This is a genomic window from Oceanobacillus sp. FSL W7-1304, assembly GCF_037969805.1.
Lineage (GTDB): Bacteria > Bacillota > Bacilli > Bacillales > Amphibacillaceae > Oceanobacillus > Oceanobacillus profundus.
Map to the genome: position 1 here is coordinate 1187466 of NZ_CP150211.1, position 22682 is coordinate 1210147.

The following is a 22682-nucleotide window of genomic DNA, read 5'->3' on the forward strand; positions in this document are numbered from 1 at the left end:
TATTACTGCACATTAGTCCGCAGTTTCTTACAAATAAGAAAAACTCAAATAGCTACTTCCCTATCAAGATTAACAGTGCAACTATTTTTCATCAAATAATAAACGCTAACAATAATTCGTTTCGTCAATAAACAGAAAATGCCACTCCTGTTTGGTAAGGAGTGGCATAGAATATCAGACGATATATTTCTCTTCTTTTATAATACCTTTAGCAATCTCACGCTTTTTAGCAATGACATTAATTGGTGTATGACGCGTCAGTTTACGTAAGGACGAAAGCATCATTCTTAATGTATCACCTTCCTCGACTGCAATTAATGTTTCTTTTGCATCTGCTTCTATCCGATTAAATGCTTCCTGTACATAAACCTGCGTATACAGCAGTTTTTGCTTGCTCTTTTCTGCTCCGCCTTTGTTAATTGCTTTCTCTGTACGAAGAATTGCCGACTCGATATTGTAAACCTCAGCGACCATATCAGCTAGATTGACGAGGATTTCTTGTTCTTTCTCTAATTTCTGCATATACTTTTGTGCAGCTAATCCTGCACCAAGAAGGACGATTTTCTTCGCGTTACGCAGTAAATATTTCTCCTGCTCCAAAGGTTCTGTACCAACTTCCTCTGGCATCATCATCATTAACTCTTCTTGTAGCCCTTGAGCTTTTTGCAGCAGTGGCAGTTCGCCCTTCATTGCTTTTTTCAGCAATGTTCCAGGAACTAACAAGCGATTAATTTCGTTTGTCCCTTCAAAAATACGGTTGATTCGTGAGTCACGATAAATACGCTCTACTTCATACTCTTGCATAAAGCCGTAACCACCATGCATCTGCACTGCTTCGTCTGCAGTATAATCAAGCAATTCGGTTGCCATGTATTTCGTTATGGAGCACTCAATTTGGTATTCTGCAATTGCACGCGCTACTTCGCGTCCGTCCTTTAATTGTTCCTCCGTTAATGCTCCCATTCGCTGTTCAAATAATCCTACTGTACGATAAACCGCACTTTCGTTTGCATAGATTTCAGAAGCCATTGTTGCCAGCTTTTCCTGTGTTAAAGAAAAGCTGGAAATAGGTGTATTAAACTGCTTGCGCTCATTCACATAAGCTGCAGCAAGTTCAAGTGCACGCTTAGCACCACCAACTCCACCGACTGCAAGCTTATAGCGGCCAACATTTAAAATATTGAAAGCAATAATATGGCCGCGTCCTTTTTCGCCTAACAAATTTTCTATCGGGACCTCTGCATCTTCAAGGATCAGTGTCCTTGTTGATGAGCTTTTAATTCCCATCTTCTTTTCTTCCACACCAGTTGAAACACCTGGGTACTCTCTTTCAACAATAAAGGCCGAGAAATGCTCTCCATCAATTTTTGCATAGACAACAAACACATCTGCAAATGCCGAGTTCGTAATCCACTGTTTCTCTCCGTTTAAAATATAATGCGTACCAGCTTCATTTAGCCTGGCGGTTGTTTTTGCACCTAGTGCATCTGATCCGGAACTTGGTTCAGTTAATGCGTAAGCAGCGATTAATTCACCAGTCGCAAGCTTCGGCAAATAGTTTTGTTTTTGCTCATCATTTCCAAAGAATACGATCGGCAGTGATCCTATCCCTACATGAGCACCATGTGTGATCGAGAATCCGCCTGCACGTGAAAATCTTTCTGTAATTAAGGAAGAGCTAATTTTATCAAGTGCCAGACCTCCGTATTCTTCCGGTACATCAACTCCTAACAAACCAAGTTCTCCAGCTTTTTTTAACAGCTTAACTGAGTGCTCAAATTCGTGATTTTCCAATTGATCAAGTTTCGGCAAAACTTCACTCGTAATGAAATCATCTGTTGTTTTGGCAATCATTTGATGCTCTTCCGTAAAATCCTCTGGTGTAATAATATCTTCACCAGTTAAATCCTCAACTAAAAATGCCCCACCCTTGAAAATTTTGTCCTTTGTTTCACTCATCCGAATCTTCCTTCCTATTATGGAGTGTTAAACAATCTCGAACACTTCAACATCATGTTTATTTGTTAACTTCAGCAATTTTACTGCAATCTTCATTATTTTCACTGCTAACTCCAGTAATTCCGCTAAGAACTTCAGCTTTTTCGCCTTGATCCTCAGTAGTGCTCATTTCAATTACAAGAGTTCAAAAACCCCAGCTGCTCCCATGCCGCCACCGATACACATAGTGACAATCCCATATTGCTCGTTTCTCCGTTTCATTTCATGCATTAAGGATACCGTCAGCTTTGTACCCGTACATCCAAGCGGGTGTCCTAACGCAATCGCTCCACCATTTACATTTACTTTTTCCAGATCAAGATCAAGCGCTTGAATAACGCGTAAGGATTGAGAGGCAAATGCTTCATTAAGCTCAAATAATCCAATGTCTGATAGCTCTAACCCAGCAACCTTTAACGCTTTCGGTATCGCCTTAACTGGTCCGACACCCATAATTTCTGGTTCCACACCAGCAACTGCAAACGAGCGGAACTTCAGAATTGGAGTTAGCCCCTCTGCTTCAGCCTTTTCCCGATCCATCACTAGCACAGATGCTGCACCATCACTCATTTGTGATGCGTTTCCCGCGGTTACAGAACCTTTTGCATGGAAGGCTGGTCTCAATTTCGCCAAAATCTCTGTTGTTGTATCTGGGCGCACTCCTTCATCCACTGAAAACGTAAATTGTTTTTCCACTATTTTATTGTTCGAACCGACTCCGCGTTCAGTTACTTCCACTGGAACAATTTCATCGGAAAACTTACCTTCTTTCAACGCTTTTGCAGCACGCATGTGGCTTTGTACCGCAAATGCATCCTGATCAGCACGAGAGATAGTAAAGCGGTTAGCTACTTCTTCTGCTGTATGTCCCATCCCCATATAATAGCCAGGCAATTCCTGAACAAGCTTTGGGTTTGGTTTAATCACATGTCCTCCCATTGGGAGCATACTCATTGATTCTGCCCCACCTGCTATAATTGTATCGCTTGCTCCAACCATAATTCTCTCTGCCGCATAGGCAATGCTTTGTAATCCCGATGAACAATAGCGATTGATCGTAATGCCCGGCACATCATGCTTTAATCCAGCTAGCGCAGCCACATTTCGAGCCATATTCATACCTTGCTCCGCCTCCGGGGTTGCACAGCCTATAATGACATCATCTATATTTCCGGCATATCCTCCTGCGCGTTTTAATGTTTCTTTAATCGTTCGTGCAGCTAAATCATCTGGTCTAGTATTTGCAAGTGAACCTTTAAACGCCTTTCCAATCGGTGTTCTTGCACCTGCAACAATTACTGCTTCTTTCACGGTTTCTCCCCCTTTCAATTAGTTACGTAATGGCTTCCCTTTAACAAGCATGTGCTGCATGCGCTGTTGTGTTAATGGCTCTCCAATCAGACTTAAAAATGCCTCACGTTCAAGATCTAGCATTACTTGCTCGTCAATTTCAGTTCCCTCTTTAATTCGTCCACCTGATAAAACATAGGCCAATTTTTCAGCTATTTTCACATCATGTTCTGATGCATAGCCACTGTACTGCATCATTTTTGCTCCCATCAGCATGGCAGCATAACCTGCGTCACCAACTACCGGAACCTTTTCTCGCTGCGGTTTCCGGTAGCCTGCACTCGCTAGTCCCAGAACTCTTTGCTTCGCATCATATAAAAGATGACCAGGGTTAGTACTAATACGATCATTTGTATCGAGGTAGCCATTTTCAAATGCTTCTGCAGCTGATGTAGAAACCTTTGCTGTAGCTATCTTTTCAAATACATCGTTCGCAACCTTCGTTAAATCAAATGACACACCTTTTGGTAGATTGCGAAGCGCTTTTAAATACAATTCTTTTGTGCCTCCACCACCAGGGATAAGCCCAACACCAACTTCTACTAACCCAATATAGGTTTCAGGAGATGCTTGTATTGCAGCTGCTGGCAGCGATACCTCTGCACCACCGCCAAGCGCCATATTAAACGGTGCTGTGACTACAGGTTTTTCTGCGTACTTAATCGCCATAGTCATATTTTGAAACTGGCGGATAACCATATCTAGTTCAAAGAAATTATCATCCTGCGCTTCCATTAACATCATTGCTAGATTAGCTCCAACACAGAAATTCTTTCCTTGATTACCGATAACAAGTCCTTCGTAATTTTTTTCAACTTCTTCAATGGAATAGTTCACCATTTGAATGATATCCAGCCCGATTGCATTACTTCTAGAATGGAACTCTAATAGTAAGGCTCCATCCCCCATATCAATTAAACTTGCACCTGTATTCTTTTTGATAACCTCATTCGTTTGTTTAAGGCGTTTGATATGAATCTCTTTATGATTCCATTGTTGTTCCTTATATTCACCATTATCAAAGTAGTGGACAGTTCCTTCCTTCTCTTGATAAAAGGATTCCTTTCCGTTCTCAAGCATTGAATGCACCCATTTGGGTATATCTGCCCCTTCTTTTTGCATGCGTTCTACAGATTCACGAACTCCAATTGCGTCCCAAGTTTCAAATGGACCAAGCTCCCAGCCGAAGCCCCATTTCATTGCTTGATCAATAGAAATAATGTCATCCGCAATTTCTCCTAAAAGCTCTGCTGAATAAAGTAGCACTGGCTTGATAACTGACCAGACAAGGTCACTTGCCTTGTCACCAGGATTTGAGAGAAGCGCTTTCATTTTATTTCGAGATCCCTTTGCTTGCTTAGCCATCTCTGTAGCAGCAGTTTTCAGCTTCTTACGCTCTTCATACTTCATCGTTTTTGAGTTCAATTCATAAATATCACGACCTTTTTTGATAAAAAAGCCTTGACCACTTTTGGCGCCGTACCAGCCTTTTTCCAGCATGTCATTCATAAAATCTGGTATAGTAAATAATGCTTTTTCGGGCCCTTCGACTTGGTCATATACATTTTTTGCGACGTGACTAAATGTGTCAAGCCCCACCACATCCAACGTTCGGAAAGTAGCGCTTTTGGGTCTACCAATTAACGTTCCTGTCACAGAATCAACTTCGCCAACCGAGAAATTCCCTTTCAACATCTCCCTTACCGTTACTAGCAAGCCATACGTCCCAATCCGGTTTGCAATGAAATTCGGTGTATCCTTTGCTTCGACTACACCTTTTCCAAGCACATCTTCCCCAAAACGTTTCATGAAAGCCAAAACCTCTGGGGCGGTATGAACAGTTGGGATAATCTCCAATAGCTTCAAATAGCGTGGCGGGTTGAAAAAGTGCGTTCCTAAAAAGTGCTGCTTCATATCTTCTGAACAATCTGCAATCATTGCTTCTACAGAAATCCCAGATGTATTGGAGCTTACAATCGCTCCCTCTTTGCGATACTCATCAATTCTAGCGAAAACCTTCTTTTTCACCTGCAAGTTCTCTACCACTACTTCAATAATCCAATCAACTTCAGCAACTTTTCCCATATCATCTTCCATGTTTCCGATTGTAATATTTTCCAGACTTTTATTTGTCGTGATAGGCGATGGTTTCTGCTTAAGCAATGCTTTTTTACTTAGAGCCGCGATTCGATTTCGAACTTCAGAGTCTTCTAAAGTAAGACCTTGTTGCTTTTCTTCTTCCGTTAAATCTGGTGGCACAATATCAAGCATCGTCACAGCTATTCCCAAATTTGCTAGATGCGCAGCAATCCCAGATCCCATCACACCCGAACCGAGAACTGCTGCTGTTTTTATTGAATGCTTCAACTTTTCATCCCCCAATCCTATATTGAATGAATACTCATTCATTTCAATCCAAAAAATAAAAGACAGTTTCCTATCCATCTAATTTATACTATAAACGAATATCTGACATTTCGCAATAAATTTAATTAATTTTTTATAGCATACCATAAGTGCTAAATAGGTTTAGAGTTTTCCCAAACCGTACCTATGAATTTATTCTCGTCGTAATCATTCCTATTTACAAAGCGTAATGATTACGTTATGATAGGAAAGAATTATTTATTTTATTGTTTATGAAGGGTTTGTATACATGAAAATTTTAAAAAATCTTATATTCCTCATTATATTAAGTATATTTATTGCTGGATGTAGTTCAGCTGACGAAAGCTCAAAAGCAAATAATGAACAGCTTGAAATATACACATCCATCTATCCAATCCAATACGCTATTGAAAGAATTGGCGGGGATACAGTAGAAGCTAAAACCGTATATCCACCAGGTGTAGATGCGCACTCCTATGAGCCTACGACAAAAGATATTACTGCCCTTGCAGATAGTGATGCATTCATTTATTTAGGCGCTGGAATGGAGAGTTTCGCTGAAAGTGCCGCAGATGCACTAGCCTCTCAGGATGTACAATTAATTGAAATTGGAGAACATGAAGAGCTCTTCCATGTTGAAGAATCACATCATGATCACGATGCAGATTCAGAAGAGAGCCATGACCATGAGCACGATGGACATAGTCACGGTGACCATGATCCACATATTTGGATTGATCCACTTCGAATGATTGAATTGGCAGCCATTATAAAAGACGAGCTAATTGAGCTTAACCCTGACAAGGAATCCTATTACAATGAGAACTTTACTTCATTGAAAACAGATTTGCTTGCATTAGATGAAACATTTCAAGAAACATTAGAAGCAAAGGAAAATAAACACATTCTCGTTTCGCATGCAGCTTTCGGCTATTGGGAAGAGCGCTATGGAATAGAGCAAATCTCAATTAATGGATTATCTTCTGCTAGTGAACCTTCGCAAAAAGAATTAACTGAGATTATTGATCAAGCGAATAGCTATGACCTAGACTATATTATTTTTGAACAAAACAGTTCCAACCGTGTCTCTGAAATTATTCAGAATGAAATTGGTGCTGACGTCTTAATAATTCACAATTTATCTGTTTTAACAGAGGATGATTTAGATAATGGTGAGGATTATTTATCCTTAATGCAATATAATCTCGATGTTCTTGACCGAGCAACAAAATAATCACTTTATTAGCATCTGTTTTCTATGCAGATGCTTCCTTCATTTAATAGAAAGAGGTGTCAACATGGAATATCCTGCCGTAACAATGAAAAATGTTAGTTACGCCTATGAAAATAAAACTGTACTTGATCACATTAACTTTGAGGTTCCTAAAGGGGCTTTCATGGGAGTTGTTGGGCCGAATGGTGGTGGGAAGACAACCCTGATTAAGCTCATTCTTGGATTACTGAAGCCTGACAAAGGATCCATTAACATCTTTAATGAAAACGGAGAAAAGCTTCAAGATCGTAATAAAATTGGATTTGTTTCACAAAAGGCAAACGCCTTTAATAAAGGATTTCCCGCAACCGTATATGAAGTAGTTTCCTCCGGGCTTACAGCAACAATCGGTTACTTCAAATTTTTTAATAAAACACATAAAGATAAAATACTACATGCAATCGATCAAGTTGGAATGCTTGATTACGCATATGAAAATATCGGCAACCTTTCCGGAGGGCAGCAGCAACGGATCTTTATTGCCCGTGCACTGGTTAGTGATCCCGAATTAATTATTCTGGACGAGCCTACAGTTGGTATCGACTATGAAAATGTTAAACGATTTTATGAGCTATTGCACCAATTGCATCAAAAACAAAATAAAACATTGTTGCTGGTAACACACGATACGGGCACCATGACAGAATATGCTACAGATATCGTTTGTCTCAATAAAACATTACATTTTCATGGAAAACCAGAAGAATATACGTCCTTAACCGAAAAGGACTTGTCACAATTTTATGGTCATCCCGTAAATATTGTTAGCCACAATCATTGATTTTGGAGGAACTATTATGCTAGCAGACTTTTTTCAATATGATTTTTTACGATACACATTTTTAACGGGATTGCTTATTGGGGTTATCGCTCCGCTCCTCGGTACCTTTATCGTAGTGCGGCGCTTATCTTTAATTGCAGATGCATTGTCCCATGTAACTTTAGCTGGAATCGCCTTTGGACTAATGGCAGAAAAGAAGTTTGGACTAATGATTGGACCATTGTATAGTGGTATGGCCTTTTCCGTTCTTGGATCCATTCTCATCGAAAAGCTCCGTTCCGTGTATAAAGCTTTCCAGGAGCTTGCGATTCCAATTATTTTATCCAGCGGAGTTGGATTAAGCGTCATTTTCATTTCTGTTGCTGATGGCTTTAATACGGATTTATTTAATTATCTATTTGGGTCAGTCTCAGCTGTTAGTCAAAATGACTTTTTGATGATACTTACGATCGCGATTTTTGTTATACTAGTAGTAGTACTTTTTTATAAGGAGCTTTTCACATTATCTTTTGATGAAGAGCATGCAACGATATCAGGACTACATTCCAAACAGATTCATTTACTTTTTATCGTGCTTACTGCACTGGTTATTGCAGCATCGATACGAATAGTCGGTGTACTGCTTGTTTCCGCATTAATGACATTACCAGTTGCGGCAAGTATGCGACTTGCTAAAGGTTTTAAACAAATGATGCTCTTATCGATCTTGTTTGGAGAGCTATCCGTCATTATTGGACTCATATCTGGATACTATTTATCCATCCCACCAGGTGGTACGATTGTAATGGTATCCATTATAATTTTATTAATTGCTATTGGAATAAAACGACTTAAAATTCGTGTTTGAACTGCCTCTTAGCCCAAACGAATACAGGAGGGGATTTAGCGTGAACATCAATGAAGCGATTGATTTATTAAAAAATAAAGGCTATAAAACAACAGGGAGACGTAAAGATATCCTCGCATTTTTTGAAAAGGCTGATGGATACCGTACTGCCAAGGATTTAATCAATCATTTGGAAGAAACGTATGAGGGTATCAGCTTCGATACAGTCTACCGTAACCTTCATTTATATAATGAAGTAGGAATACTTGAAACAACAGAACTAAATGGTGAGAAACAATTCCGTATGAATTGCACACATCATCACCATCACCATTTTATCTGTAATGCCTGTGGAAAAACGAAGGAAATTGAAGTTTGTCCAATGGATGAAGTGCAGCAAACACTTGCCAACTATGCTATTGAAGGACATAAGTTTGAAATTTACGGTTTATGTCCACTATGCCAAAGCGCATGAGTGTAAAACTGTTCTTATTTGTAGGGGCAGGCGGTATGCTTGGTACAGGGGGGCGTTATTGTATTTCCTTGCTGTTTGGAGATACAGACGGATACCCCTTTGCTACATTAACTGTAAATTTAATTGGATGTTTTTTGCTTCCTTTCCTTTTAAACCATCCAAATGTCAAACAAAAGTTAGCACCAGAATTATTAACGGCACTTACTGTCGGTTTGATTGGGTCATTTACAACCTTCTCTACACTAGCTGTAGAAACAGCTAGATTATGGAATGAAAGTGTTACGATGGCTATTGGTTATATTATGATTTCTTTTTTAATCGGGCTTGCATTATGTTTTCTAGGTTATCGTATTTCTACTAGAAAGCAGGTAAACGAATGAATTTATTACTCGTCGCACTTGGTGGTTTTATCGGAAGTATTGCTAGGTACTCTATCTCGCTTAAATTGAATAAACGAATATTTTCTACATGGATTGTCAACATAAGTGGCTCCATGTTTTTGGCGTTTTTATTTAAATTCAACCAAGATGGAATGATTTCTAATAGCATTTGGCTATTTCTCGGTGTAGGTTTTTGTGGAGCATATACTACGTTTTCAACTTTTGGCAATGAAACATTAAACCTTCTAGTGAAAAAAAGATATTGGAAGGCTATCAGCTATGTCTTCAGTTCATTTTTTGTTTCCATCGCCGTAGTTCTGATTATTCTTCGATTGTTTTGATTCTTTGATTTCTTCTTTTCCTTTTTCTATTATTTCATGTATACTATCTTCTAGATAATAGTTTTTGTGTGTTCAAAGAAAGGATGAAAAGGACCATGGCTGCCTGCAGACATTTTGGTTATTAATCAAAGGTCCACTGTTTCCGAGTGTCATTTTCATCTAACTTTTTGAACTACCGCTTTAGGAGTAGTGAGAAATGGATAGAAAAAAGGGAATTATTTTTACAATATTACTTATTTTAACGGCACTATTTATTGGGTTTGTTGCCATCATGCAGCATAATTTTATGAACCCAGACTTTGCTGCTAATGAAGATCAGGATATGGCGAACGCTACGAACAATAGAACAACGTCTACAAATGAAGACGACGAAAATAATACTTCTGATCAGTCGAATGATAACAAAGATAATAAGCAATTAGAGGATGAGGAGGAGCCTGAAGAGACTACCTTTTCAACTCGTTATGTTACAGCTGATCAATTAAATGCGCGCAGCGGTCCTGGCGCAGATTATGATATTGTTGGTCTCGTAACACTTGATCAAGAAGTAGAAGTTGAAGATGATGGTAACGAATGGGTTAAAATAACAACCCCAGATTTTACAGGCTATGTGAATGAGAAATATCTGAGTGAAGAAGATTAGGTTTCATCGTAAGCGTCGTATTTCATTTATACAATGTATAAGAGCGCACAAAAAAATGTCTAAGCGAAATCCGCTTAGACATTTTTATATACTTGTTCAGTTCAACCCCTACCCTAGCACTTCATGCATCACTTTTGATTCCTCATGGTCAAGCATATTTTTCTGTATAATTTCATCGACCGGTTTGTTCATTTGGTCTGTAAGTACGTTGGATGCACCATTCTCACCTACAACATATATTTTCTTCCAATTTCTATCCTTTGCCTGCTTGTCTATTTTGGAAGCAACTTCTTTATACCAGCGATGTTGGTTCACTTCATAACGAGCCTCAAATTTATCCGTCTGCATATTAGTGGAACCTAGACCTGTCGTTCCAGAAGTACCTTTACGAGGACCTTGCATCACTCGCCATGTGTCTGTTTCCACATCAAGTTCATAAGAGAAAGTGTCTTCAATTTGATTAAGATAAGAATCGATAATTTTTATTTGATTTTGTTGTACGAGAATGATCCCTGTTTTTGGGTAACTCTCCTTTAGCTTTCGAAGCTGATCTAACTCTGGGGTTTCTTGCCAATAAAACTCATTCTCTAATCGGATTTGAACGATTTCTGCATACCACACTTCTTCATCAGCAGTTGCAAATACAATAATTCCTTTTTGTTGCTGTTGCTCGTTTTCCTTAATAAACCGATCTACCTTTTTCTTTACAGCTTGAAAATTGTTTAGCTCCTCTTTATTATCCCCTTCTTTTAAATAACTTTCAAAATTCCGCATGCCATTTTTGAAATGGATTTTCCACTCTCCACCTTGCTGATCTGGATCAGCTGGATCTGTATTTAAGTACATTGTAAAAACCTTATTACCATTTTCTCTATTTACACTTTCCAGTTCTTTTAATTTAGCATTTATATCCATAGGCAACCTCCTAAAAGAAAATGTACTATTCCTTTAACCTAAATTAACTTCATTTAAACCTAAATGGATATAAATAGAACGGTTCAGGTAAATCTATCGTCAAGCAAAAAAGACAAACCCTTAAAGAGCTTGCCTTCTTTTCATGCATTATAATTTTGCAATTTTAATTCGCTTAATCTGATAGCCATCTTTTTCTTCAAGAATAAACTCATAGCCATCATATTCCATTACTGTTCCAACTTCGGCATCCAGGTTATTTGTAAAGAACCAGCCACCGATTGTATCGACTTCATCATCTGCAAGGTAAATATTTAAAAGCTGATTTACCTCTTCCAGGCTAATTTTTCCCGAAACAAGATGTATGTTTTCGTCGACTTGTTCTACATCTGGCATCTCATCTTCGTCAAACTCATCTCGGATATCTCCCACAATTTCTTCAAGTATATCCTCAACGGTTACAAGACCTGCCGTTCCACCATATTCATCATTTACAATAGCCATATGGATTCTTTCCTTCTGCATTTTGAGCAAAAGCTGCTTAATCGGTGTGGCTTCTGATACATGGATAATTGGACGAATAAACTTCTCAATTGTATTTGGTCGATGCTCATCAAACTTACCAGTAAGAATCTCTTTTAAATTTACTAATCCGATAATGTTATCTTTATCCTCATCGGCTACAGGGTATCTCGTAAATTGCCCCTCGCGCATAATATCAAGATTTGCTTCGAAAGTGTCCTCTTTTGAAAAATAAATCATTTCCGTTCGAGGAACCATTATTTCCCTTGCTACACGTTCATCAAAATCAAAAATGTTGTTCACGTACATCATTTCTGATTGATTGATTTCACCACTCTTATAGCTATCTGCAAGAATTAAGCGAAGTTCTTCTTCACTATGAGATTCTTCATGACCGCTCATAGGCTTTAATCCTACAGCCCGTGTTAAGAGTCGTGCCGAACCGTTTAAGAACCAAATGAATGGGTAGAGTAAACGATAAAACCACATTAGCGGCCTGGCAACAAAGAGGGTCACCTGCTCTGCTTTTTGAATTGCCAATGTCTTTGGTGCAAGCTCTCCAATAACAACGTGGAGAAATGTGGCAAATGCAAAGGAAACTATAATTGAAAGAGTCGTAACTAGTGCATCGCCAATTTCAAAAACACCAAACAACGGATGAAGCAATCGCTCAAATGTTGGTTCTGCCAAACGCCCGATACCTAATGCTGTAATTGTGATACCAAGCTGACAGGCTGATAAGTATTCATCTAAATGTGAAACAACCTGTTTGGCATAAATCGCCTTTTTCTTACCGTTTTCAATATGTGGTTCAAGTTGTGTACTACGCACCTTTACAATGGCAAATTCTGCCATTACAAAAAAAGCGGTCATTGCAATTAGTACAGCAACTGCAAGTAAATTCACTATCGTGGATATGTCCAATTAAGGTCCTTGTGTGTGACACACAAGGACTTCACCTCCTGATTTCTAAAAATTAAGTATAATTATATTGAAACTCCGTACATTGATGATTCAACACATAGGTAAAAAATACATTCACCAAATCATTGCTGAATCTGTTATATTGTTTTACCTTCCCACATGAATCACCCACTTCCCTAAAATGATTATAATATATTTGAAAATATGAGTCTATATTTAACGAACAATTAACAAAGTAAATTTTATAAAGCATTTTGCTGCCTCTCAGTATAACGATTCTTATGAAATCATTCTTCGCTATAGATATGCCGTTTATACACTAAGTTCTCTAGAAAACGCCAATTCTCCTACTAAAAAAACAGCTGGACATTCCAGCTGTTTTCATAATCATCGCTTCTTCTTATCTCTAAAATCTTTCGATAAAGTCCTTAGAAATGCGATCATCATTATAAGAATTATAACCGTTAATGGTAATGCTGAAGTTAATGATGCAGTTTGCAATGCCTCTAGGCCACCTGCCATCAGTAGTACAACAGCTATTGCGGTAATTAAAACACCCCAGATCACTTTCGTAATAATAGAAGGGTTTATACTGCCTTTTGAGGTCATACTCCCTATTATATAGGTTGCAGAATCTGCAGAGGTTACTAAAAATGTAAAGATAAGCAGAACAGCTAATGCTGAAGAAATTGTCGATAATGGCAACGTCCCAAAGGTTTCAAATAGTGCTACTGCTAAATCTACATCTACAGCCTCCGCTATTTGTGTTCCGAGATTTAAATCACTGTAGAGCGTTGTTCCTCCAAATACAGCTATCCATAAACAGGCAATTGCAGGGGGAACTACAAGTACACCGAAAATAAACTCTCTTATCGTTCTACCTTTCGAAACTCGTGCAACAAAAGCACCTACAAATGGGGACCAAGATATTGCCCATGCCCAATAGAAAATCGTCCACTCGTGTACCCATGTACCACCTTCATATGGTGTCATTCGCAAGCTATACTGAACAAAGTTGGTCAAGTAATCTCCTAACCCCAAAACAAAGGTTTCTAATATAAATACTGTTGGTCCCGCAAAGAAAACAAATAATAGCAATAATAGACATGCTGCAAGATTAATATTACTTAACCATTTCATCCCTTTATTTAAACCTGTTATTGAAGAAGATAAGTAAGTAATGAGCATTACTAAAGCAATAACAATTTGAATTCCGATTGAATTCGGCATTCCGAATATCGAAGTCATCCCACCATTCATCTGTAAAATCCCAAGTCCCAATGAGGTTGCAACTCCCATGACTGTCGCTATAACTGCAAAAGAGTCGACTGTGTTTGCAACTATTTTTTTCGATCCGACTATAGGACGAATCGAAGTGGAAATAAGACCATTTTTATCTTTTCTAAATTGAACATAACCAATGACAAGTCCAACAATAGCGAATACAGACCACTGGCTAATCCCCCAGTTAAAGAAAGCATACCCCATTGCTACTCTCGCTGCTTCTGGAGTTTGGGGATCAAGTCCAGGAAATGGTGTGTTTAAAAAGTGGCTCATCGGTTCTGCAACTCCCCAGAACACAAGACCAGAACCAAATCCTGTGGAGAATAGCATACCAATCCAGGTAAAGAAAGGATACTCCGGCCGAGAACTTGCGTTTCCGAGCCTTAGCCTTCCGTATTTGCTTATTGCAAGAACAATTAAAAATGCAATAAAACTAAATACAGCAAGTAAATAAAACCATCCAAAATTCGTAGTCGTAAAATTAAATAGCGTCTCAGCGACTTTGCCAAATCGTGAAGGCGCAACGGCTCCGATAATGACTAATAAAAAAATAACAATAGCTGAAACAAAAAATACCGGATTTAAAAATGCTCTATTTTTCATATGTATGTTCCTTTCGTCAGCTGCAAGTTTTACTGTAAAATCTCTTGCTATTACAGCATATATAATATATCCTACTTGATCATAGTCTAAACCACTTTTTGTTTTCCGAAGCGGAATCAGATATTAGCATGGAGAATAGAATAAACAAGCTTAAATATATACGAAAAAAACATTAGAAAACTTGAAATCCAAAATAAGTCTACTAAAAGATAATAATTAAATACTTCCGTACATAGAAAAAACCATTCTGAATTCCTTCAGAATGGTTTTTTCTATTACTTTATTATTTTACACTGCGAACATGACCTGCGAACTTGCTTTCCCAGTAACCACTTGTCATATCAGCAACAGCTAATCCCGTAGAATTTTGTGCGCCAATAAATTTACCGCCACCAAGGTAGATTCCAACATGCCCGTTCTTTTTATAGGTGTCAAAGAATACGATATCTCCAGGCTGCATATTGCTAGAAGAAACTTTTGTACCTGTTGTCGCTAAGCCTGTAGTGCTTGATGGAATAGAAATTCCTGCTTGAGCAAATGCCCAGGATACGAATCCAGAACAATCAAATCCTCCTGGACCTTTGCCTCCCCATACATATGGTGTTCCAATATGAGAGAATCCAGCATTAATTGCCGTACTAAGATTGCCAGATGCTGCAGGTCTTGATGTTGATTCTTTGCTTAAAGTTTGTAACTCTCCGCCAGATGCAGCTTTTTCAGATGAACCTGTATCTCCAGCTGCATTAGCACTTGCAACTTCTGTTTCTGGTGCAGGCTCTACTGCTGCTTGTAAACTAGTTTTCACTTCTTTTTCTAGTGTTGCAAGCTTAGAGTCTTCTACCTGAAGCTCATCTTTTAATACGCGTAAGTCATTTTCTTTTGCTTTAAGTGTATCTTTTTTATCTTCATTTGATGCTTTTTGTTCTTCAACTAAGGCAAGCATTCCTTCAATTTCAATCTTCATTTCATTTAATTCGTCTAATTTCGCAAGTACAGCATCCTGTTTTTCTTCTACAGCAGCTTTATCTTCTTCCTGCTTTTTGATTAATGAACTATCAGACTCTGAAATTTTATTTACTGCTGAAACACGGCTAATAAAGTCACCAAAGCTTTGGGATCCGAAAATTACTTCAAGGTAACTGATATCCCCACCACTTTGCTGATAGGATACAGCGCGTTCCTTCAATATTTCAAAACGCTTTTCGATTGCTTTTTCTAGTTCCTTAATTTCCTTTTCTAATTGAGCTACCTCATCTTCTTTCTCAGAAATAGCTTCATTTGTATTATCCATTTGCTTTTGGTTTTCTTTTAAGGCTTTATTTACCTTTTCAATTTCTTCATTTAATTTCTCTAAATCTATTAAAACCTCTGCTATTTTACTATCAGCATCAGATAGGTTTGCTTTAATTGCATCTCGCTCTTCTTGAATTTGTGCTTGCTTGTTTTCAATATCTTGAATGGATTCTGCCTGGGCTGATACAGTGAATAAAGTACTACCTAAACCAACCACTGCAACAGTGGATAACGCCATAAATGTCTTTCTCAACTTTCATTTCCCCGCTTCCCATTTCACACCGCAAAGCTCTTTTTATGTAGTCTTCTATGAATTAAATATTGCTAAACTATGTGATTGTTTTTTAATTATGTATTAATTTTTCTAGGCAATATGAATTATAGCATTGTAAAATGACATTCATATTATAGTAATGTTACAATTATATTTCAAAAACGACATAAATCGCCTAATTTTGCTTCATATCTTAACAAAACCTTCATATAATTATCGAAATAATCCAATAAAAATAGCGAGTACCAAAAAAATGCCTACCCTATTTCTTTAGGATAAGCATTTTTTTTATTATTATAATTCGTTTTGTCAGGAATTTTGAACTATATTTACTTCAAGATATCTAGCTTGTAAATTGTTCAGCTTCTGTCGACCCTTTCAGTGCAGTTGTTGACGAAGTGCCACCAGAAATTACTTGTGCTACTTCATCAAAGTAGCCAGTGCCTACTTCACGCTGATGACGTGTTGCACTATAACCATATTTCTCACTTGCAAATTCATCCTGCTGTAATTTAGAGTATGCCGCCATTCCTTCATCTTTGTACCTTCTTGCTAGCTCAAACATACTATGATTTAGAGCATGGAAGCCTGCCAACGTTACAAACTGGAATTTATAACCCATTTTCCCAAGCTCTTTCTGGAAGTTAGCTATCTCCTCATCAGAAAGTTTATGCTTCCAGTTAAAGGAGGGAGAGCAATTGTATGCCAATAGCTTATTGGGATATCTCTCATGGATTGCATTAGCAAAATGTCTCGCCTCTTCCATATTCGGCTCTGAAGTTTCACACCAAATCATATCTGCATATGGTGCATATGCTAATCCACGAGCAATTGCCTGATCAATACCAGCCTTTGTTCGATAAAATCCTTCAGAGGTTCGTTCCCCTTGAATAAACGGTGCATCATACGGGTCTACATCACTAGTTATCATATCCGCAGCATTGGCATCTGTTCGAGCAATAATTACTGTCGGGGTCCCCATTACATCTGCAGCAAAACGTGCTGCAATTAAATTTTTAACTGCTGTTTGTGTCGGCAGCAAGACTTTACCACCTAAATGTCCACACTTCTTTTCGGATGATAATTGATCTTCAAAGTGTACGCCAGCTGCACCAGATTCAATCATCGACTTCATTAATTCAAACACATTAAGCTGTCCGCCGAAGCCTGCTTCTGCATCCGCTACAATGGGTACATACCAATCAATATCTGTATTCCCTTCCGAATAATGAATCTGATCCGCTCGCTGTAATGCCTGATTAATCCGCTTAACTACATTTGGTACACTATTTGCCGGATATAAGCTTTGATCCGGATACATTTGTCCCGCTAAGTTCGCATCCGCTGCCACCTGCCAGCCACTTAAGTAAATTGCTTTTAACCCAGCCTTTACCTGCTGAACGGCTTGATTTCCTGTTAATGCACCTAAAGCGTTCACATATTCTTCCGTATTGATTGATTCCCATAGTTTCTTTGAGCCTCTTGTTGCTAAAGTATATTCCAAATCAATGGATCCTCTTAAACGAATGACTTCTTCTGCTGTATACGGCCGTTCTACACCTACCCAACGAAGTTCCTTTTCCCAACTCTTCTGTAAACTTTCAGCACGTTGATTTGACATCATTCATTTCCCCCTTTTAATAATTCCTTATAGGCTGGTATTGTTAAAAATTCAGCAAAGCTATCTTGTTTTATTAATGCATCAAAAATTTGTGCGGCCTGTCCAAAATTCCCTTTCCGGTAAGTATCCGTACCATATTGTTCTTCAATCACCGATAGTTCCTCTTGCATGATTTCTTCAACTGCTCCATTGTTACTTTTCTGCCATCAACAAATTCTCCTTTAGGATAGTGAACCCACTGCCACATCTGCGCTCTTGAGATCTCTGCAGTAGCTGCGTCTTCCATTAAATTGTTGATTGGTACAGCTCCTCTCCCGCTTAGCCATGCTGCTATATACTGGATACCTACATTAATATTGGTTCGAAGGCCTCCTTCTGTAATTTCGCCAGCAGGTAACCGGACCAAATCTTCCGCCGATACGCGCACATCGACTCGTTTCTTGTTAATTTGGTTTGGTGTCGGCATCACTTTATCAAAGATATCTTTAACAAGCTGAACCATACCTGGATGTGCAACCCATGTACCATCATGTCCATCAACCGCTTCCCGCTCCTTATCTGCACGAACCTTATCAAATGCGACTTTATTGGCTGCATCATCGTTTTTAACTGGTATTTGAGCTGCCATTTCACCGATCTCCATCGCATTACGCTTATGGCACGTTTGGACTTCTATCCCGCAAATCTCTTGGTAGTTGATCAATTGTCCAATTCCCTTCCCGAACTTGCTTTGTCTCTGAAAGAAATTGTAGCTGCTTTCCCTCATTCAGCTTCTCCTGAATTTGCTGTCTAATTTCCAGCAGGTTTTTACGTCGTTCTTCAAAGTAGTTGTGCAGCTTCTCCAGAAATTCTAATGCTTGAGGTGTTAAAATTTCGTTAAACTGATTTTCATGATTGATTTGTACGGTGGTTTGGTTCATTAGCATTCCTCCCCTTGCTGTTGTATTATAAATAGGAATAACTTCACTTTGTTATATAACAATAACAATAAAAAAAATTAATCCTCTTTTTTTGACAAACAGTAATCACATTCCATTGTATAACTTTTAGAATCAACCTCTTTACCACATTCTGGACAGGACAGCTTTTCATACTTTTTCATGTTATTATCTCCCCTCTCTTTTATATAACAATATTAAATATTGTTTGTTGTTATAATACAGTCTATGTGATTTTTTAAAATAATGCAACCATTTTTTATAAAAATTTGAAATTTCTTATCAGAAGTAAGAAAATAGATACGTGTTATAAACATTTAAGACTTTTTATTTTGGAGTGGAGTTGTCGTGAGATACTTTTCATTTATCGGTGATCGAACTGTTAAAACAGGTATTGCAGTTTTCTTAACTGCGCTAGTGTGCCAATGGATAGGCTGGCCACCTGTATTCGCTGTTATCACAGCCATTGTAACCGTGGAGCCTACTGTATCCGATTCAATAAAAAAAGGCTTGATCCGTTTTCCAGCATCAGCAATAGGCTCTGCTTTTGCGGTGTTATTTATCTCACTTTTCGGTAACTCAGCGCTCACCTATGCACTTGCAGCAGTATGTACAATCGTAACATGTTTCCGTTTGAAGCTTCATGCTGGTTTGCTTGTCGCCACCCTAACTGCTGTTGCAATGGTAGAAGTCATCCATACTAACTTACTTGTTGCGTTTTTTATTCGTTTGGGGACCACAACAATTGGACTTGCTGTTTCAACCTTAGTAAACATGTTTATTCTACCGCCAAAATACCGTTTGCATATTTTTAAAAGGGTTACAACAATACGAATGGATACTGCAAACCTAATTGAACACACATTCCAAGCTATCTTAGAGGGTAAGCAAGAAAACATCCCTGTAAAGGAGAATTTAAGCAAAATGGATCATGCTGTGTTGCAGACCGAACAACTAAGTCGGTTTCAAAAAGACGAAGCAAAATTCCATCCGCTTCTCAAATCGGAGCAAGAACAGTTTGAACAATTACAGCATCAATTAAGCAGCTTACGGATTATACATTACCATTTGAATAATTTAACTCGTAATCCAATTACTGAATTATCGTGGACAGAGCGGGAAAAAAATACAATCATGAAAGCTGTATATGGGGTCACAAAACGTTTACAGGAGGATGAATCCTATGCCGTTACGGTTCATCAAAGCCAATTAAAAGAAATCACAGATTTATTTTGGGAAGACAGTGAAGCAACTATAAGGAGCAATCCTACATCCCTAACGAATTTTCCACCTGAATTAATTATTTTATATGAGCTTGTTTCTATTTATCATATGGTTGAAAGATTCTATTCTTTCGATCATGTAAAAATAAAAAGAGCCACTCCTAACTAAGAGCGGCTCTTCTTATTTCACAAGATTTTTTTGAAAGGCATATATAACTGCCTGGGTACGATCCTGTACTTCTAGTTTTCCTAAAATATTACTCACGTGCACCTTAACTGTCTTCAAGGCAATGAATAATTCATCTGCTATTTCTTGATTCGCTTTTCCTTGTGCAATCAATAACAAAATTTCCATTTCACGTTCCGTCAATTGCTCATGAAGCGCTGCTTCTGGCTTGTGTCGCATACGATTCATTATCTTTCCGGTTACTTCTGGTTCAAGTATTGACTGTCCTCCATGTGTAGCACGGATTGCTTTTGCTATTTCACTGGCTTTTGATGTTTTTAACATATAGCTGGTTGCACCTGCTTCAAGCGCCGGATACACTTTTTCATCATCGAGAAAGCTTGTTACAATTATAATTTTTGCTTCTGGCCATTTTTCAATAATTTTCTTGGTCGCTTCAATGCCATCCATTTCCTTCATAACAAGATCCATTAAAATAATATCCGGACGTAATTTCAGTGCTAGCTCAACAGCTGGAGCCCCATCATCTGCTTCAGCAACAACATCGATATCAGATTGTGCAGAAAGATAAGCTGAAACTCCAATCCGTACCATTTCATGATCATCAACAAACAATACTTTAATCACGTGCATCCTCCTCCTTCCTTAAAACCGGAACCTTCACCTCTAATCGAGTCCCTTCATTTGGTAAACTAATGACTTTGAAAGTACCTCCAACCTCATAGGCACGTTCCCGCATATTTTGCATCCCGTATGAGCTTGTTTTTATAGCATCTGTTTTGAAGCCGATCCCATTGTCGGTAACACGTAAAATAATGGTTTCATCTCGTTCAATCAGCAAGACATGCAATGTCGTTGCCCTAGCATGTCGTAACGTGTTTGATAAAGACTCCTGTAAAATACGAAACAGTTGGTCCTCTACACCTTTATCTACTTTAAAATCTTCTACCTTTGTTTCAATTTCCATGGGAACCTTTTGTGTCAGCTCAAGCAATAGCTCTTCAACACCCTCCTGCAGCGTCTTTCCTTTTAGGGCAACAGGACGTAAGTGGAGTAATAATGCCCGCATTTCCAGCTGTGATTGATGAATCATTTTTTCTACCATTTCCAGTTGTTTTTTTAACCCTTGATCCTCTAGTGAACCTGTTTCATTAATCGCAGACATGAGCATGGACGCTGCAAAAAGCTGCTGACTGACGGAATCATGCAGCTCACGTGCAAGTCGGTTTCTTTCTTGGACAACAATTTCTTGGAGGCTTTGCTCACGCTCATTTGCTCGTTCCGTTGCAATTCGCTGTGCATTCTCTGCTTGATTTCGAATTTTTTCCTGCAATTGATACATCCGGTGTTCAATGCTATCCAACTCTTTATATGATTCTTCAATCGCCCCCAGCTTCCCACCCTTTATCATGACATCAAGCTTTCGATCGATTTGGGTTAGTCTTTGCTTCCAATACCAGCCTGTTGTAAAACCAATAATTGTACCAAACATGATCGCTATAATTACAATCGTAAGTATGAAAGATACATCACCGATTTTCTGCTGCCAAAGCAATCCCCAGCCTTCTGCCTTATCAAGTGAAAAGCCCAAAAAAGTAATGAGCACCAACGTAACTGCTAATAATATGCTGCAAGCAACGGCCATCAAAATATGCTTGAAAATTGTATTCATATCCGTTTCACCTCAATATCTCCAGAAAAAAGTGAGGTAATTATTTTCACACGCGGATATGCTGTATCATAATTCGCCGTTTGATAGTGGATCGACTTATTCATTAATTTTAGATGATGCTTTCCTAATATATGAGCTTTACCAAACACTGAGCTGTGATGAATGCTTACTTCAACTTCATAAGGTACATAAATTTCGATATTTCCAATGACGTGCCGGATTGATATAACAGCTGTATCATTTGGCAACACCGTATTACTTAAATCAATAATCCGATCGCCAAATGCGCCGTGGATATTTACATCTTTCCACTGGTACGCAACATCTTCTGTGATTTGGTCGTCAAATAACTTATGGTCGAATAACGGATTTACTTTCAAAATCGATTCATGATTCTTCTCGGCATCCGGAAGAATCGGATCAAACTGAGTTGCTTCGCTTTTAGACTTTGAATAGTTAATAATAAAAATAATAATAGCTGCGATAATCAAAAAGCGTACCGCAAGTAGATTTAGCACTGAAAACACCATGCTAACAAGCGCTATCCAGAATACAATTTTCCCCCATAATTTATGGAAATTTTTCCAGCCAATATACATAAACAATGCAGAAAATAACGCTGGAATGATCGAGCCACCGAAAAAAAAGGCAATCTCAAATATAAGGAGAATCACACCAATGATCAATATCCAGTTGAAATAATCTGTTGTTAGTCTTTTGAACATTTTGTAATCCTCCTTTGTTGTATGTAATATTATATATAAATGAAACAAA

General features: G+C 38.3%; 22 protein-coding genes and 1 pseudogene. 8 read left to right on the plus strand and 15 right to left on the minus strand.

Going from position 1 to position 22682, the window contains the following annotated elements; genetic code table 11:
- Positions 1-174: 174 nt before the first annotated feature.
- The 3 genes from NYE61_RS05890 to NYE61_RS05900 form a co-directional block, all read right to left on the minus strand.
- Positions 175-1959 (minus strand): acyl-CoA dehydrogenase family protein, encoded by a 1785-nt coding sequence (locus NYE61_RS05890; protein ID WP_339317062.1) that lies wholly within the window; start codon positions 1957-1959, stop codon positions 175-177.
- Positions 1960-2133: 174 nt separating this feature from the next.
- A complete protein-coding gene (locus NYE61_RS05895; RefSeq protein WP_339317064.1) occupies positions 2134-3309 on the minus strand; it encodes an acetyl-CoA C-acetyltransferase in 1176 nt (391 codons plus the stop codon).
- Between the two features lie 18 nt (positions 3310-3327).
- Complete coding sequence (locus tag NYE61_RS05900; RefSeq protein WP_339317066.1) at positions 3328-5715, minus strand: 3-hydroxyacyl-CoA dehydrogenase NAD-binding domain-containing protein; 2388 nt, start codon at positions 5713-5715, stop codon at positions 3328-3330.
- Between the two features lie 289 nt (positions 5716-6004).
- Between NYE61_RS05900 and NYE61_RS05905 the strand changes: the two genes are divergently transcribed.
- From NYE61_RS05905 to NYE61_RS05935, 7 genes are all read left to right on the plus strand, one after another.
- On the plus strand, positions 6005-6970 hold the full coding sequence (locus NYE61_RS05905; protein ID WP_339317068.1) for a zinc ABC transporter substrate-binding protein: 966 nt from the start codon (positions 6005-6007) through the stop codon (positions 6968-6970).
- Between the two features lie 64 nt (positions 6971-7034).
- Entirely contained in the window at positions 7035-7790 is a 756-nt protein-coding gene (locus tag NYE61_RS05910; RefSeq protein WP_095309350.1) for a metal ABC transporter ATP-binding protein, read from the plus strand.
- 16 nt (positions 7791-7806) lie between these two features.
- Positions 7807-8637: a metal ABC transporter permease gene (locus NYE61_RS05915; protein ID WP_251660442.1), complete on the plus strand. Its 831-nt coding sequence runs from the start codon at positions 7807-7809 to the stop codon at positions 8635-8637.
- A 40-nt stretch (positions 8638-8677) separates the two neighbouring features.
- The gene (locus NYE61_RS05920) at positions 8678-9091 is read left to right on the plus strand and encodes a Fur family transcriptional regulator (protein ID WP_095309354.1); all 414 of its coding nucleotides are present in this window, start codon (positions 8678-8680) and stop codon (positions 9089-9091) included.
- Complete coding sequence (locus tag NYE61_RS05925) at positions 9076-9471, plus strand: CrcB family protein (RefSeq protein ID WP_240033734.1); 396 nt, start codon at positions 9076-9078, stop codon at positions 9469-9471. Before NYE61_RS05920 ends, NYE61_RS05925 begins: the two co-directional genes overlap by 16 nt.
- Positions 9468-9812: a fluoride efflux transporter CrcB gene (crcB, locus tag NYE61_RS05930; RefSeq protein WP_118888781.1), complete on the plus strand. Its 345-nt coding sequence runs from the start codon at positions 9468-9470 to the stop codon at positions 9810-9812. Before NYE61_RS05925 ends, crcB begins: the two co-directional genes overlap by 4 nt.
- A gap of 196 nt (positions 9813-10008) precedes the next feature.
- Positions 10009-10455, plus strand: coding sequence for an SH3 domain-containing protein (locus NYE61_RS05935; RefSeq protein ID WP_118888780.1), 447 nt, complete (start codon positions 10009-10011; stop codon positions 10453-10455).
- Between the two features lie 108 nt (positions 10456-10563).
- Here the strand turns inward: NYE61_RS05935 and NYE61_RS05940 are convergent, their stop codons facing one another.
- From NYE61_RS05940 to NYE61_RS05980, 9 genes and pseudogenes are all read right to left on the minus strand, one after another.
- Positions 10564-11370, minus strand: coding sequence for a VLRF1 family aeRF1-type release factor (locus NYE61_RS05940; protein ID WP_118888779.1), 807 nt, complete (start codon positions 11368-11370; stop codon positions 10564-10566).
- Positions 11371-11517: 147 nt separating this feature from the next.
- Positions 11518-12813, minus strand: a complete 1296-nt coding sequence (locus NYE61_RS05945) for a hemolysin family protein (protein ID WP_095309362.1) — start codon at positions 12811-12813, stop codon at positions 11518-11520.
- 387 nt (positions 12814-13200) lie between these two features.
- The gene (locus tag NYE61_RS05950; protein ID WP_095309364.1) at positions 13201-14700 is read right to left on the minus strand and encodes a BCCT family transporter; all 1500 of its coding nucleotides are present in this window, start codon (positions 14698-14700) and stop codon (positions 13201-13203) included.
- 283 nt (positions 14701-14983) lie between these two features.
- A complete protein-coding gene (locus NYE61_RS05955; protein ID WP_339317073.1) occupies positions 14984-16246 on the minus strand; it encodes an NlpC/P60 family protein in 1263 nt (420 codons plus the stop codon).
- Positions 16247-16610: 364 nt separating this feature from the next.
- On the minus strand, positions 16611-17888 hold the full coding sequence (gene aceA, locus NYE61_RS05960; protein ID WP_095309517.1) for an isocitrate lyase: 1278 nt from the start codon (positions 17886-17888) through the stop codon (positions 16611-16613).
- The gene (locus NYE61_RS05965) at positions 17888-18040 is read right to left on the minus strand and encodes a hypothetical protein (protein WP_339317075.1); all 153 of its coding nucleotides are present in this window, start codon (positions 18038-18040) and stop codon (positions 17888-17890) included. The genes aceA and NYE61_RS05965 overlap by 1 nt, the downstream gene beginning before the upstream one ends.
- On the minus strand, positions 18037-18516 hold the full coding sequence (locus NYE61_RS05970; RefSeq protein WP_339317077.1) for a hypothetical protein: 480 nt from the start codon (positions 18514-18516) through the stop codon (positions 18037-18039). The genes NYE61_RS05965 and NYE61_RS05970 overlap by 4 nt, the downstream gene beginning before the upstream one ends.
- 25 nt (positions 18517-18541) lie before the next feature.
- Positions 18542-18808 (minus strand): hypothetical protein, encoded by a 267-nt coding sequence (locus NYE61_RS05975; protein ID WP_158586206.1) that lies wholly within the window; start codon positions 18806-18808, stop codon positions 18542-18544.
- Positions 18809-18885: 77 nt separating this feature from the next.
- Positions 18886-18966, minus strand: a pseudogene (locus NYE61_RS05980) (YhfH family protein); the annotation flags it as partial.
- Between the two features lie 208 nt (positions 18967-19174).
- Here NYE61_RS05980 and NYE61_RS05985 point away from each other — a divergent pair.
- A complete protein-coding gene (locus NYE61_RS05985; RefSeq protein WP_303447944.1) occupies positions 19175-20218 on the plus strand; it encodes an aromatic acid exporter family protein in 1044 nt (347 codons plus the stop codon).
- Between the two features lie 12 nt (positions 20219-20230).
- On the opposite strand, the gene NYE61_RS05990 is transcribed toward NYE61_RS05985, so the two are convergent.
- The 3 genes from NYE61_RS05990 to liaF are packed head-to-tail and all read right to left on the minus strand — an operon-like array spanning position 20231 to position 22633.
- Positions 20231-20863, minus strand: coding sequence for a response regulator transcription factor (locus NYE61_RS05990; protein WP_303447945.1), 633 nt, complete (start codon positions 20861-20863; stop codon positions 20231-20233).
- Positions 20856-21908: a sensor histidine kinase gene (locus NYE61_RS05995; protein WP_339317079.1), complete on the minus strand. Its 1053-nt coding sequence runs from the start codon at positions 21906-21908 to the stop codon at positions 20856-20858. Before NYE61_RS05995 ends, NYE61_RS05990 begins: the two co-directional genes overlap by 8 nt.
- Positions 21905-22633: a cell wall-active antibiotics response protein LiaF gene (liaF, locus tag NYE61_RS06000; protein ID WP_118888774.1), complete on the minus strand. Its 729-nt coding sequence runs from the start codon at positions 22631-22633 to the stop codon at positions 21905-21907. Before liaF ends, NYE61_RS05995 begins: the two co-directional genes overlap by 4 nt.
- Positions 22634-22682: the final 49 nt, after the last annotated feature.

What these genes read in the sequence shown, in the direction of transcription:
- NYE61_RS05890 (WP_339317062.1), bottom strand. Translation starts at nt 1,959, where the DNA reads ATGAGTGAAACAAAGGACAAAATTTTCAAGGGTGGGGCATTTTTAGTT.
- NYE61_RS05905 (WP_339317068.1), top strand. Translation starts at nt 6,005, where the DNA reads ATGAAAATTTTAAAAAATCTTATATTCCTCATTATATTAAGTATATTT.
- NYE61_RS05910 (WP_095309350.1), top strand. Translation starts at nt 7,035, where the DNA reads ATGGAATATCCTGCCGTAACAATGAAAAATGTTAGTTACGCCTATGAA.
- NYE61_RS05915 (WP_251660442.1), top strand. Translation starts at nt 7,807, where the DNA reads ATGCTAGCAGACTTTTTTCAATATGATTTTTTACGATACACATTTTTA.
- NYE61_RS05925 (WP_240033734.1), top strand. Translation starts at nt 9,076, where the DNA reads ATGCCAAAGCGCATGAGTGTAAAACTGTTCTTATTTGTAGGGGCAGGC.
- crcB (WP_118888781.1), top strand. Translation starts at nt 9,468, where the DNA reads ATGAATTTATTACTCGTCGCACTTGGTGGTTTTATCGGAAGTATTGCT.
- NYE61_RS05935 (WP_118888780.1), top strand. Translation starts at nt 10,009, where the DNA reads ATGGATAGAAAAAAGGGAATTATTTTTACAATATTACTTATTTTAACG.
- NYE61_RS05940 (WP_118888779.1), bottom strand. Translation starts at nt 11,370, where the DNA reads ATGGATATAAATGCTAAATTAAAAGAACTGGAAAGTGTAAATAGAGAA.
- NYE61_RS05950 (WP_095309364.1), bottom strand. Translation starts at nt 14,700, where the DNA reads ATGAAAAATAGAGCATTTTTAAATCCGGTATTTTTTGTTTCAGCTATT.
- aceA (WP_095309517.1), bottom strand. Translation starts at nt 17,888, where the DNA reads ATGTCAAATCAACGTGCTGAAAGTTTACAGAAGAGTTGGGAAAAGGAA.
- NYE61_RS05970 (WP_339317077.1), bottom strand. Translation starts at nt 18,516, where the DNA reads ATGGCAGCTCAAATACCAGTTAAAAACGATGATGCAGCCAATAAAGTC.
- NYE61_RS05975 (WP_158586206.1), bottom strand. Translation starts at nt 18,808, where the DNA reads ATGAACCAAACCACCGTACAAATCAATCATGAAAATCAGTTTAACGAA.
- NYE61_RS05995 (WP_339317079.1), bottom strand. Translation starts at nt 21,908, where the DNA reads ATGAATACAATTTTCAAGCATATTTTGATGGCCGTTGCTTGCAGCATA.
- liaF (WP_118888774.1), bottom strand. Translation starts at nt 22,633, where the DNA reads ATGTTCAAAAGACTAACAACAGATTATTTCAACTGGATATTGATCATT.